This window comes from Mycolicibacterium llatzerense, assembly GCF_025331195.1.
Taxonomy (GTDB): domain Bacteria; phylum Actinomycetota; class Actinomycetes; order Mycobacteriales; family Mycobacteriaceae; genus Mycobacterium; species Mycobacterium llatzerense.
The window spans coordinates 233,903-246,609 of the sequence record NZ_LXOV01000012.1; the positions used below are offsets into that span (position 1 = coordinate 233,903).

Here is a 12,707-nt window from a genome sequence, read left to right on the forward strand (position 1 = left end):
GACATGATGAACGCACAGACGAAGGAGAAGCTGATGGCCCACGAGGTGGCTGACGAACGTTCCGCACTCGCCGCATACACCGCCGAAAAGGGGTGGCAGCGCCGTACGGACGACCGCGTCGATATCTACCTGCGTGGCGCGTCCCGGGTCCGGGTCATCTGGCAGGGTGACGACGCGATCAGCGGCAGCTCCCGCTTCCAGGACGACATCATGGAGACCTACACGCGCGACCTCGACACCGTGCGCGCCTGGCTGGCGGGCTGACTCAGTCCGCAGTACCGTCCGGCACCGTCGTACTGTGATCGCCATGGGTGTGCGTGCGGGCATCGTGGTGACCGGGACCGAAGTTCTCACCGGACGGGTCCAGGACCTCAACGGGCCGTGGCTGGCGGATCAGTTGCTGGAACTCGGCGTGGAACTCGCCCACATCACCATCTGTGGGGATCGGCCCGAAGACATTGAGGCCCAACTGAATTTCCTCGCCGGCCAGGGCGTCGACCTGATCGTCACCAGCGGCGGTCTCGGACCGACGGCCGATGACATGACTGTCGCCGTGGTCGCCAAGTTCTGTGGCCGCGAGCTGGTGCTCGACGAGCCGCTCGAGGAACGCATCGCCGAAATCCTGCGGTCCTTCATGGGCCGGTTCCCGGGCGCCGATTTCGACGCGGTGCGCGCGGCCAACCGCAAGCAGGCGCTGGTGCCCAAGGGTGGGAGCGCCGACGGCGTCGAGATTCTGGACCCCGTGGGTACGGCGCCGGGCGTCGTGGTCACCCGGGCCGGGGGCGGGCCGACGGTGATCGTGCTCCCCGGGCCGCCCCGTGAACTCCGGCCGATGTGGCACCGCGCCATCGAGACGGCGACGGCGCAGCGGGCGGTCGCCGGGCGCACCATCTACCGGCAGGAGACCATCCGGATGTTCGACCTGCCCGAGTCGGGGCTGGCCGAAACCCTGCGCGAAGCGGAAACCCTGGTGCCCGGTTTCGCGGGCCTGGAGATCACCACGTGTCTGCGCCGCGGCGAGCTGGAGATCGTCACCCGCTATGAACCCGACGCCGCCGAGAGCTACCGGCAACTGGCCGCGCTGCTCCGCGAGCGCCATCCGCGGGACGTCTACTCCGAGGACGGAACCTTGGTCGATGACCAAGTGGCGCAACTGCTTTCGGGCCGCACCATCGCGACCGCCGAGTCGTGCACGGCCGGCCTGCTCGCGGCCCGGTTGGCCGACCGGCCCGGCTCGTCGGCCTACCTGGCCGGTGGCGTCGTGTCGTACTCGAACGAGGCCAAGGCCGAGCTGCTCGGCGTCGATCCCGCATTGATCGCCACCCACGGTGCGGTATCCGAACCGGTCGCCGAGGCCATGGCGGCCGGCGCGCTGCGGCGACTCGGTGCCGACATCGCCGTGGGCATCACCGGCATCGCCGGCCCCGGCGGCGGCAGTGAGGAAAAGCCGGTCGGCACAGTGTGTTTCAGTGTGGGCCTGGCCGACGGCACGACCCAGACGCGGACCATCCACCTGCCGGGCAACCGGGCGGACATCCGTGAGCGGTCGACGACCGTTGCGATGCACATGCTGCGCCGGGTGCTCAGCGGTCTGCCCGTCAGTGTCTGACGGAGCAGCCTGACCCTACTGCGCGGCCAGGTCGGCGTCCCAGACCTCGAGAATCTTGGTCAGGATGTCTTCGGGTACGCCCAGGCCTGCCAGGTGGCTTTCGCCTGGCAGTGTGTACATCTCGGCATCGGCAATCCGCGCCACCGCATGCTCGCCGTGGGCGTAGGGCACGATGTGGTCGGCATCGCCGTGCCACCAGCGCACCGGCACCTTGATGTCCTCCAGCCGGAAGCCCCAGTCGCGGGCGAACACCACGATGTCGGCGAACGGCGCCGCCAGCTGCTTGCGGCTGCCGTTGAGCAGATCGTCGAGGAACATCGCCTTGAACTCCGGACGGCTCAACAGGTTTCGGTCACCGTCCGGGGAAATCCGGGCATACAGGTCGAGAGCGGGGGAGCCGAACGGCCCGATCAGCTTGATCAGTGACCCCGCCACCCAGCGGATGGGGGTGTCGGCGACCTCGAGGACCGGGCGGACGATCTTGGCCAGCTCCATCAGCCCGCTGCTGATGCCGTCCTCACCGATCAACGGGGCGACGCCGCCGAGCACCGCGGCCATCACCACCCGGTCGGGCATCGCGGCCGCGGTGGCCAGCGTGTAGGGGCCGCCGCCGGACAGGCCGATCACCGCGAACCGGTTGATGCCGAGGGTGTCGGCGATGGTGCGCAGATCGTCGGTGAATCCGAGCACGTTCTCGTACTGGTACGGCGTCGACGAGCCGATGCCCGGCCGGTCGATGCCGATCAGCCGGATGTTCTTGCGCGCAGCGAAGGTGCGGGCCTCGGTCGGGATCTGCCGGCGCGCACCGGGTGTCCCGTGCAGCCAGAACACCGCTCGTCCCTGGGGGTTCCCGAACTCGGCAAAACTGATCTGGCGGTCCTCGCCGACGGCAATGTTGCCTTCCAGCTTCGGGCGCTCAATCGACATGACCATGGCCGAATTGTCGCACCCCCAGAACCGGCGGCGGCCTGCGGCTACCCTGCGCTGCGGGCGTCGACGCGCGTCTTCCACAGGCTGGCCGCCGTCGTCACGATGAGCGTGACGATGATGACCGCCAACGACAGCAGCGTCGGGATCTGCGGCACGTGCACCGGCTCACCGCCGTTGATGAACGGCAGCGTGTTCTCGTGCAGCGCGTGCAGGACCAGCTTCACGCCGATGAACGCCAGGATGAAGGCCAGGCCCTGCGACAGGTACACCAGCCGCTTGAGCAGGTCGCCGAGCAGGAAGTACAGCTGGCGTAGACCCATCAGCGCGAAGACGTTGGCGGTGAAGACCAGGTACGGCTCCTGGGTCAGGCCGTAGATCGCCGGGATCGAATCGAGCGCGAACAGCAGGTCGGTGGTGCCGAGGGCGATGATGACCAGGATCATCGGGGTCAGTACGCGCTTGCCGTTCACCACGGTGTGCAGCCGGGAGCCGTCCCACTGGTCGGAGGCTTTCAGGTATTTGCGGGCGAACCGCACCATCGAGTTCTCGGCGTCGTCGTCGTGCTCGGTGTCGCGCACCAGCTTGGCCGCCGTGTACACCAGGAACGCGCCGAACACGTAGAAGATCCAGGAGAACTGCGAAATGGCAACGGCGCCAAGGGCGATGAAGATGCCGCGGAAGATCAGCGCCAGGATGATGCCGATCAGCAGGACCTGCTGCTGCAGGACCCTGGGCACCTTGAAGCTGGCCATGATGATCAGGAAGATGAAGAGGTTGTCGACCGACAGGCTGTATTCGGTGAGCCAGCCGGCGAAGTACTCGACTCCGTAGTCACCGCCGTGGAACTGCCACACCCAGATGCCGAAGGCGATAGCGAGCCCGATGTAGGTGGCGAGGTAGCCGGCGGTTTCGCGGGTGGTTGGTTCGTGTGGCCTGCGGCCGATCACCACCACGTCGAAGAGGAGTACGGCGATCGTCACCCCGAGGGTGATGGACCATTCAAGCGTAGAAACATTCATGCGGGGGCGCCTCCGGGCGTCAGTGAGCGACCGAGGTCTCTACCGCCGCCGCAACGGCCCGCAGCACCGGCTACCCGACGTTGGGCAACGTGATGACGACACCGCGGCGAAGGAATACTCCCCTCGATATTCATTATCGCAGACAGTCGTCGGGGCTGGCGCCGCGGCCGGGTGTCACGCCGTGACCAGCACGGTCAGTTGTGCGCCGTCGCGCTCGACCCGCATGCCGGCGCGACGTGCGACGGCGGCTACCGCGGCGGCGTCGCTCGGTTCGGCCCGGCTGCCGGCCAGGGCACGCGCCAACCGGCCCTTGTGGGCCTTGTTGAAGTGGCTGACCACGGTGCGGCGTCCGTCGGAGTGTTCGGTGTAGACGTCTACCGTCACCGCGCCGGGGATCTTGCCGAGCGCCTCGTATGAGCCGGACCGCAGGTCGATGATGAGTTCCTGCTCCTGGAGCTGGGCCAGCACGGGTTCCAGGACGGGCTTCCACCGGCTGGCCAGGGTGCCGCCCGCGGGCAGCTTCGACGATGCCGACAGCCGGTACGCCGGAATCTGGTCGTCAGCGCGCAGCAGCCCGAACAGGGCCGATCCGACTGCCAGGCGGGCACGGGCGCGGGTCGCGGTGGCACCGCGCAGCGACCCGACGTCGAGGGCGTCGTACAGCACCCCGGTGTAACGGTCGATGGCCGGCATGGTCGGGGCGCTGAGCAGCTCCGCGTTGCGGGCGATCTCGGAATCCTGCGAGGCGGAGATGGCGAGGGCTTTGCGGCTGGCTTCCGGATCGGCGGCGAGCGCGACGAGTTCGCCGACGAGGGCCGTCCGTAGCGGCGTGAGTTCCGGCACACTCAGCGTGCCGAGCCGCAGTGGTGGTCCGTCGCCACCTGGGCGCTTGGTCTCCGAGGGCGGTAGCAGCACGATCACGGCGAAGACGGTATCCGACAGCTATCGGTACGGTGCGTACCATCAACGTGTCAATCGTGGGTGTTTGCTTTGCCGCTGTGGTTGAGGTGGCCTAAAGTTCGGTACCTACTGACGTCGGGGCTGAGGTCGGTAGGCCGAGGTTCCGTACCTGCGGTGATTACCAGGGAATGCTGGGGTGGTTATGGGTAGGAACGCCAAGTTCGCCGTTGACATGCGGGTTCGTGTCAACCGCGGCGACGCCAAGGACGTGCGTGGCGTGATCGTCGAGGATTACGGCGATCATGCGGGTTATTCGGTCGATGTCGGCGAGAACCATATTGTCGACGCGGCACGCCGCTGGGCTGTCCTGCTCGACAGCGGAACTCTGGTTTTCGCCGACGACGCGCATCTGAAGCCGGAGTAATCCGGCGCCTTCCTTCTCGGTTGTCCGAGCGCTGCGCTCAACCAAAAGCCGCCGGTCAACCAACAGCGATGAGCAGCGGGACCAGCTGCTCGGCATCCGTCCACGACCCGTGTTGTCCGATCAGGGCTGATTCCAGGGGTTCGACCGTCCGACGCACCAATCCCACGTTGTCCCGCGCCGCTGCCACGACGTCACCGATCCGGCTCCGTGCCGCGTCGCTGACCCGCGCACCGAACCAACCTTCGGCGATGGCCTGCTCTTTGGTGCGGACCCAGGCCTTGGCGCCCAACGTTTCTCGCCAGCGGTCGGCGACCGCGTCGGCCGCCCCGTCGGCGACATAGACGTGCCGGGCCCGAGCCTCCCCGGCGACGGCGACGACGCCGTCCAGCAGATCCGAACGCGAATCGAGGTCGACGACGTCGGCTTCGTCGAGGTTGACCATGCCGTGATCGGCCACGACCGCCAGCAGTCCACCGGCCGGTAGCGCATCGACGATCGATTCGACCAGCCGGTCGACTTGCCGCAACTGCATTCGCCAGGCGGTCGACCCAGCGCCGTACAGATGGCCGAGCATGTCGAGATCGGCGTGGTAGCCGTAGCAGAATCCGCCATCGGTGACGGCCTGCTGTACCCGCGCCGCGAGGTCACCGAGCCGATGCACCCCGACGTACTGTCCGCCGCGGAGCACCGCCCGAGTCAATCCCGAATTGGTGAATTCGGCACCCGAGATGACGCTGACGGCCATGCCGGCAGCGGCGGCCTGACCGAACGTGGTCGGCAGCGGTTGGACGTCCTCGGGCACCAGCACGTCGCGCAGATCGGCGCCGAACGGATGTGGCGTCCAGCGCAGCGTGTTCACCACCCCGTGGTCGGGAATCCGGAACGAGTAACCGACCATGCCGTGCTCGCCGGAGCGCCGGCCGGTGCCCACCGCCGCCAGGCCCGCGCTGGTGGTCGAGGGGTAACCGACACGCAGATTCCGGCCGCGAAGTCCGGCGAGCACGGGGGCGTCGTCGGCGTAGGCGTCGAGCAACTGGGCCCCGAGCCCGTCGATGAGCAGGACGCATGCGCCCCGAATGCCGTCGGGCAGGTCGATGTGGTGGTGCACGCCTTCGAGTTGGGCGTCGGTCACTCCCATCGCCGCCAACACGGCGGGCACCACGTCGGCCAGATGCAATGCGTCGGGTGACGGGCTCGGCACATCCATGGCCGCGAGCTTAGGGATTTCGGGTGTGAGGGGCTATCCGCCCCAGCCGCGATTGCCGTCCCAGCCGCCACAGATGCCGTTGATGCAGCCGTGGCCGAATCCGCCGGAGCCCGGGCTCCAGCCGCCGCAGCCCCGCCAGTTGGCTCCGTCGCCGCAGCCGCCTCCGCCGCCCTGGCCGTCAGGTCCGCCGTAGCCGTTGTCGGCAACCACAGCCCGGTCCGGCCCGAAGCTTCCGGAGAGCGTCATCGCAGCCGCTGGAGCGGCCACTATCGCTGCTGTGGCGGCCACCGCGGCGACCGCCGATGTCGTGAACTTCCGCCTAATTAGCATGTCTACAGAATGCTCCCGAAAGGCTGGATATTCCAGCCACTGGTGCCCTCTCAGTTGAATTCTGTGAGCAGCCTTACTGGTAGCAGCGCCATTTTCGCCGACAAAAAATTTCGATCGCGTATCCCGCGGTCGGGAGTGTCAGCCAAGGAAAGTCACAGGTTTCCGATCAGGGTCCACGTCGTCACCGCTGTTACCCTTTTCCCGTCATGAGTGTTGTGCCGAGCGGTGAGATCAAGGCACTGTCCGGCCTGCGCATCGTCGCCGCAGTATGGGTGGTGCTGTTCCACTTTCGTCCGCTGCTGCAGCAGGCATCACCGCCCTTGAGCGAGGCCCTCGCCCCGATTCTCGACTGCGGCGCCCAGGGCGTGGACCTGTTCTTCATCCTCAGCGGTTTCGTCCTGACCTGGAATTACCTCGAGCGCATGGGTCCGGCCTGGTCGACCCGCGCGACGCTGCATTTCCTCTGGTTGCGCCTGGCCCGGGTCTGGCCCGTCTACCTGGTCACCATGCACCTCGCGGTCGCCTGGATCATCTTCACGCTCAACGTCGGTGATTTCCCGTCGCAGGCGGCGGCCACCCTGACCGGCCCCAACTACCTGCGCCAGCTGTTCCTGGTCCAGCTGTGGGTGGTGCCGTACTTCGACAACTCCAGCTGGGACGGCCCGGCCTGGTCGATCAGCGCGGAATGGCTGGCCTACCTGTTGTTCGGGCTGCTCGTCATCGTGCTGTTCCGGGTCGCCCGGGCCAGCAGGGCGCGCGCCCTGCTGTGGCTGGCGTTCGCCGCGACGCTGCCGCCGATACTCTTCCTGGCCGCGACGGGCGAGTTCTACACGCCCTGGAGCTGGCTGCCGCGCATCGTCCTGCAGTTCACGGCAGGCGCCTTGGCGTGCGCTGCCGTGCGCAAGCTGAACTTGACCGATCGCGGCCGGACCGTCGCCGGCGTGCTGTCGGTGGTGCTGCTGGCTGTGATCGTGGGCCTCGTGTACTGGTTCGACGCGCATCCGATCCCGACGATCCGGGACGACTTCGGCCTCGTCGACATCTTCTTCCTGCCGCTGGTGGTGGCCTTGTCGGTCGGCACCGGGACCCTGCCCGCGCTGCTGTCGACCCGGGTCATGGTCTACGGCGGCAAGGTGTCGTTCAGCCTATATATGGTCCACGAGCTGGTGCACCAGAGTTGGAACTGGGCCGCTGCCCAGTACCGCATCGACATGACCGCGAGCTGGGGGACCAAGTTCATCGTGCTGGCGCTGCTGGCCGGTTCCTTCGCCGGCGCGGTGGTGCTGTTCCACTACGTCGAAGAACCGGCGAGGCACTGGATGCGCCGCATGGTCGGCCCGGCGGACGGATCGAAAGCTGTTGCAGGACAACGTAAACTGCAGGCGATATCTGACGACGACGTCGAGCGCGCCGAACGGGCGGGCTGACCGGAAAACGTCGTAGGACCGACTGGATCATGGGAGAGCAGTGCGTCATCTGACCGCTTTGTTGCTGGCAGCTGTGCTGTGCGTGGTGTCTGTGGTGAGTGCACCCGGGTCGGCGCACGCATACTCGAGCGTGCGTCCGGGGACGCCGCCCGACCGCGTCGCGGTGATCAGTGACTCGTACACCAATGGCACCAATTTCGGGGGCCAGGGTCCGCGGAGCTGGCCGGCGCAAGCGGACCGGAACCTGGATGCGTGGGGGGTGCCGATCACCGCCGACGTCGCGGCCGAAGGCCGGGCCGGGTACGTGGTGCGCGGCGACCACGGCAGCATCTTCCGGGATCTGACGGCGCGTGCGGTGCGGCCGGACGACGCCCTCGTGGTGTTCTTCGGCTCCCGCAACGACCAGGGTGCCGATCTCATGCAGCTGTCGGGGATGGCGCACGACGCGTTCATGCAGGCGCGGGCGACGGCGCCCGGTGCCAAGCTGTTGGTGATCGGGCCGCCGTGGCCCACGGCCGACGTGCCGCCCGCGGTGCTGCAGATTCGGGACGTGCTGGGAATGCAGGCCGGGATGGCCGGCGCCACGTTCATCGACCCGATCGCCGAGCGCTGGTTCGTCGACCGTCCCGATCTGATCGCGCCCGACGGCGTCCACCCGACCGACGCCGGACACGATTACCTGGCTGGCCTCATCGCGCCGCGGATCAGAGCCGAACTGCCTATTCGTTGATCGGCAGGTCGTCCCGCACGTCGTAGCGGACGTCGTTGCCGCCGTCCTCGCGGGCATGTTCCATGGCTCCCGCCGCGGCGGCCAGCAACGCGTCGATGACGATCTCGGGCGGGTGAACCGTCAGCGGGGCCAATGGCGTGACCACCACCCCGATGCTCGCGGTCACCCGTGATGGCGTGGACTTCATGGCGCCCTGGACGCGGTCGATCAGTGGCGACGCATCGGGGGTGGTGAAGGTGTCCGCGATGATGAAGTCACTGTCGGAGATGTGCGCGGCGATCGCGTTGCGGCGCACCGTCTCCCGCAGCGCCTGGCTGACGTCGATGCGGGCCCGGTTGGCGCGCCGGGGTCCGGACATCGACGACAGCAGCGGGAAGCTGTCGATGCTGACGACGGCCAGCACCATGTGACGGTCGTCCTGCCGGTTCCGGGCCGCCAGCAGATTGGCGGCGCGCGAGTACAAGCCGTCGGTGTTCAGCAGACCGGTCAGCGGCTCGATCTCGCTGTGGTGGATATCCGTCGAGCTGAGCCCGATCGCCACGCGGCAGGTGAAGAACACGAAGACGTTGAGCAGCGCGATGATCAAGACGGCGCAGACCGCCAGGGCGGGATCATCCGATCCGATCTGCACCGCCAGGTAGCCCGCGGTGAGTCCGCCGAGAGTCCACGGACCGGCCAGCACGCTCGGGCGGTGCAGGAAGGCCACGTATCCACTGGAAAAGATGAATGCGGTGGTCGCGAGGAGTCCGAGCATCGGATCCGACATGATCAGGCAGGCCGCGCTCATCGGAATGGCGCCGAGGGACACCGATACTGCCGAGAACCGCTGAGATGGCCAGGCATGCCGCAGCCAGACGGCGCCGACGCCGATCGCGAAGACCCCGATCACAATGGCGATCGCCTGGCGCACCGGGCCGTGCGGCCCGGCCGGACTGAGCATCAGCACCACGGGAACCACACCGAGCAGCGCGTTGAGCGCGGCGATCACCCGGCAGGTTCGGGTCTGCAGGCCGCTGGCGGCGAGCAGCGAGGTGAGCCAGTAATAGTGATTCTGTCCGGCAGCGGTCATGCGGGTACCCGACGGTCTCCCACTGCAGCCGACCGGCGAACCGGGCGGCGTGTCACGCTCCGTTGCATATGCAGCAGATTAACAACCGCGTGACGTGGTATTGGCGGTCGTCGGCAAACTCTGCGCAGACGTTCAGCCTGAGGCTCGGCAGCCGTCGGCGAATCGGCACGCCGGTTTCACCGGTTCGGGTGATTTTCCTGCGGGCGCGCAGCACGTCGCCTAAAGTGTCTGCGGAACAACGGCTTTGACCTCTGCGAATGACGGTCGCCGTTTGGCACACGCCCGATGTGGCGTGACACAAATCACTCACAAGTCTTGACTCAGTCCAAAAAAGCGCGTAGAAGTGAACACGTGACGACCGACTACACGGAGCAGCTGCGTTCCGCAGATCTCCGTGTGACACGGCCCCGCCTCGCAGTACTGGAGGTGGTGTCCGGCCGGCCGCACGCCGATACGGAAAGCGTCTTCGACGCGGTCCGCGCGATCCTGCCCGACGTCTCCCGCCAAGCGGTCTACGACGTGTTGGCTGCCCTCACCACCGCCGGGCTGATCCGCCGCATTCAGCCCTCAGGTTCAGTGGCTCGATACGAAACCAGGGTGGGGGACAACCACCACCACGTCGTGTGTCGGTCCTGCGGCGCCATCGCCGACATCGACTGTGCCACCGGGGAAGCGCCCTGCCTGACCCCGTCAGACAGTCTCGGTGTGCTCGACGGTTTCGTCGTCGACGAGGCCGAAGTCATTTATTGGGGCGTGTGTCCCGACTGCGCGGCGGCAACAACTTCACGATCACATCCGTGATCGCAGCCCAATTTCACCACCCGCGAAAGGAAGTGCAGTGCCTGAGGAAACTCACCCTCCGATCGGAGAAGCACAGACCGAGCCCGCCGAAGGCGGTTGCCCGATGCGCATCAAGCCGCCTGTCGAGGGAGGCAGCAACCGCGACTGGTGGCCCAACGCCGTCAACCTGAAGATTTTGCAGAAGAACCCGCCGGCGATCGACCCGACGGACGAGGGATACGACTACCGCGAGGCCGTCAAGACTCTCGACTTCGAGGCCTTCGAGCGTGATTTCGACGCTTTGCTGACCGATTCACAGGACTGGTGGCCCGCCGACTTCGGCCACTACGGTCCGCTGTTCGTCCGGATGTCGTGGCACGCCGCCGGCACCTACCGCGTCGAGGACGGTCGCGGTGGTGGCGGTCGCGGCATGCAGCGCTTCGCCCCGCTGAACAGCTGGCCCGACAACGTCAGCCTCGACAAGGCCCGTCGTCTGCTGTGGCCGCTGAAGAAGAAGTACGGCAAGAAGATCTCCTGGTCGGACCTGATCGTCTACGCGGGCAACCGCGCCATGGAGCACATGGGCTTCAAGACCGCCGGATTCGCCTTCGGTCGCCCGGACTTCTGGGAGCCCGAGGAGGACATCTACTGGGGTTCCGAGCACGAGTGGCTCGGTTCGCAGGACCGCTACGCCGGCACCGACCGCACCAAGCTGGAGAACCCGCTGGCCGCCAGTCACATGGGTCTGATCTACGTCAATCCCGAAGGCCCCGAAGGCAATCCGGACTACCTGGCTGCTGCCATCGACATCCGCGAGACCTTCGGCCGCATGGCGATGAACGACGTCGAGACCGCCGCCCTGATCGTCGGTGGCCACACCTTCGGTAAGACCCACGGCGCCACCGACATCGAGAACGGCCCCGAGCCCGAGGCCGCCTCGCTGGAGCAGATGGGCCTCGGTTGGGCCAACCCCGGCCTCGGCAACGAGACCGTCAGCAGCGGCCTCGAGGTCACCTGGACCCACACGCCGACCAAGTGGGACAACTCGTTCCTGGAGATCCTCTACGGCAACGAGTGGGAGCTGACCAAGAGCCCCGCCGGCGCCAACCAGTGGAAGCCCAAGGATGGCGGCTGGGCCAACTCGGTGCCGATGGCGCAGGGGGCCGGCAAGACCCACCCGTCGATGCTCACCACCGACCTGTCGATGCGGTTCGACCCGATCTACGGCGAGATCACCAAGCGCTGGCTGGCTCACCCCGAGGAGCTGGCCGAGGAATACGCCAAGGCGTGGTTCAAGCTGCTGCATCGCGATATTGGTCCGGTGGTGCGCTACCTCGGCCCGCTGGTGCCGAAGCAGACGTGGCTGTGGCAGGACGTCGTCCCGGCCGGTAAGTCGCTGTCCGAAGCCGACGTGGCCACCCTCAAGACCGCCATCGCCGAGTCTGGCCTGTCGGTACAGCAGCTGGTCAACACCGCGTGGAAGGCAGCGGCCTCGTTCCGCTCCAGCGACATGCGTGGTGGCGCCAACGGCGGCCGCATCCGGCTGCAGCCGCAGCTCGGCTGGGAGGTCAACGAGCCAGACGAGCTGGCACCGGTGATCCGCAAGCTCGAGGAGATCCAGCAGGCGTCGTCGACCGGTGTGTCGTTCGCCGACCTGGTGGTTCTCGGCGGCGTCGTCGGCCTCGAAAAGGCCATCAAGGCAGCCGGTTTCGACGTCGCGGTGCCGTTCACCTCGGGTCGTGGCGATGCCAGCCAGGATCAGACCGACGTCGAGTCGTTCGCCTACCTGGAGCCCAAGGGCGACGGTTTCCGGAACTTCGTCGGCAAGGGCGACACCCTGCCGTCCGAGTACCGGCTGATCGACCGCGCCAACCTGCTGGGCCTGTCGGGTCCCGAGCTGGCCGTGCTGATCGGTGGCCTGCGCGTGCTGGGCGCCAACCACGGCGGTTCGGACCTCGGCGTTTTGACGCAGAACGTGGGTCACCTGACCAACGACTACTTCGTCAACCTGACCGACATGTCCACCAAGTGGGCGCCGTCGCCGGCCGACGACGGCACCTACGTCGGCACCGACCGCACCAGCGGCGCGCCGAAGTGGACCGCCAGCCGGGTCGACCTGCTGTTCGGCTCGAACTCGCAGCTGCGGGCGCTGGCCGAGGTCTACGCCGAGGACGACGCCAAGGAGAAGTTCGTCAAGGACTTCGTCGCGGCCTGGGCGAAGGTGATGGACGCCGACCGGTTCGACATCTGACCGGCGTAGCAACCTGACTCAGTACCCCGTG

General features: G+C 67.2%; 13 protein-coding genes. 7 read left to right on the forward strand and 6 right to left on the reverse strand.

Translation table 11 applies throughout. The features are described from left to right. The first annotated feature begins 6 nt into the window (after positions 1–6). Both A7G45_RS16020 and A7G45_RS16025 read left to right on the forward strand, forming a co-directional pair. Positions 7–264: a hypothetical protein gene (locus A7G45_RS16020; protein WP_377042002.1), complete on the forward strand. Its 258-nt coding sequence runs from the start codon at positions 7–9 to the stop codon at positions 262–264. Between the two features lie 43 nt (positions 265–307). Then, complete coding sequence (locus A7G45_RS16025; protein ID WP_276555239.1) at positions 308–1,609, forward strand: competence/damage-inducible protein A; 1,302 nt, start codon at positions 308–310, stop codon at positions 1,607–1,609. A gap of 15 nt (positions 1,610–1,624) precedes the next feature. On the opposite strand, the gene A7G45_RS16030 is transcribed toward A7G45_RS16025, so the two are convergent. From A7G45_RS16030 to yaaA, 3 genes are all read right to left on the reverse strand, one after another. Further along, on the reverse strand, positions 1,625–2,542 hold the full coding sequence (locus A7G45_RS16030) for an alpha/beta fold hydrolase (protein WP_260938550.1): 918 nt from the start codon (positions 2,540–2,542) through the stop codon (positions 1,625–1,627). A gap of 41 nt (positions 2,543–2,583) precedes the next feature. Next, the gene (locus tag A7G45_RS16035) at positions 2,584–3,558 is read right to left on the reverse strand and encodes a TerC family protein (protein WP_260938551.1); all 975 of its coding nucleotides are present in this window, start codon (positions 3,556–3,558) and stop codon (positions 2,584–2,586) included. 174 nt (positions 3,559–3,732) lie between these two features. Beyond that, complete coding sequence (yaaA, locus tag A7G45_RS16040) at positions 3,733–4,479, reverse strand: peroxide stress protein YaaA (protein WP_260938552.1); 747 nt, start codon at positions 4,477–4,479, stop codon at positions 3,733–3,735. Between the two features lie 211 nt (positions 4,480–4,690). Between yaaA and A7G45_RS16045 the strand changes: the two genes are divergently transcribed. Beyond that, positions 4,691–4,882, forward strand: coding sequence for a hypothetical protein (locus A7G45_RS16045; RefSeq protein ID WP_081936564.1), 192 nt, complete (start codon positions 4,691–4,693; stop codon positions 4,880–4,882). A 55-nt stretch (positions 4,883–4,937) separates the two neighbouring features. Here the strand turns inward: A7G45_RS16045 and A7G45_RS16050 are convergent, their stop codons facing one another. Both A7G45_RS16050 and A7G45_RS16055 read right to left on the reverse strand, forming a co-directional pair. Beyond that, the gene (locus tag A7G45_RS16050; RefSeq protein WP_260938553.1) at positions 4,938–6,089 is read right to left on the reverse strand and encodes an alkaline phosphatase family protein; all 1,152 of its coding nucleotides are present in this window, start codon (positions 6,087–6,089) and stop codon (positions 4,938–4,940) included. Between the two features lie 33 nt (positions 6,090–6,122). After that, positions 6,123–6,419 (reverse strand): hypothetical protein, encoded by a 297-nt coding sequence (locus tag A7G45_RS16055; protein ID WP_377042003.1) that lies wholly within the window; start codon positions 6,417–6,419, stop codon positions 6,123–6,125. A gap of 206 nt (positions 6,420–6,625) precedes the next feature. On the opposite strand from A7G45_RS16055, the gene A7G45_RS16060 reads away from it, so the two are divergent. Together A7G45_RS16060 and A7G45_RS16065 are read left to right on the forward strand one after the other, a co-directional pair. Continuing rightward, positions 6,626–7,846, forward strand: coding sequence for an acyltransferase family protein (locus A7G45_RS16060; RefSeq protein ID WP_260938554.1), 1,221 nt, complete (start codon positions 6,626–6,628; stop codon positions 7,844–7,846). A gap of 40 nt (positions 7,847–7,886) precedes the next feature. Next, the gene (locus A7G45_RS16065) at positions 7,887–8,576 is read left to right on the forward strand and encodes an Rv0518 family GDSL lipase (protein WP_344257692.1); all 690 of its coding nucleotides are present in this window, start codon (positions 7,887–7,889) and stop codon (positions 8,574–8,576) included. On the opposite strand, the gene A7G45_RS16070 is transcribed toward A7G45_RS16065, so the two are convergent. Beyond that, the gene (locus tag A7G45_RS16070) at positions 8,566–9,645 is read right to left on the reverse strand and encodes a GGDEF domain-containing protein (RefSeq protein ID WP_260938555.1); all 1,080 of its coding nucleotides are present in this window, start codon (positions 9,643–9,645) and stop codon (positions 8,566–8,568) included. The two genes, A7G45_RS16065 and A7G45_RS16070, sit on opposite strands and share 11 nt — an antisense overlap. 351 nt (positions 9,646–9,996) lie before the next feature. Between A7G45_RS16070 and A7G45_RS16075 the strand changes: the two genes are divergently transcribed. Beyond that, complete coding sequence (locus tag A7G45_RS16075; RefSeq protein WP_043392121.1) at positions 9,997–10,446, forward strand: Fur family transcriptional regulator; 450 nt, start codon at positions 9,997–9,999, stop codon at positions 10,444–10,446. A gap of 37 nt (positions 10,447–10,483) precedes the next feature. After that, entirely contained in the window at positions 10,484–12,676 is a 2,193-nt protein-coding gene (gene katG / locus A7G45_RS16080; RefSeq protein ID WP_425561513.1) for a catalase/peroxidase HPI, read from the forward strand. Positions 12,677–12,707 lie beyond the last annotated feature (31 nt).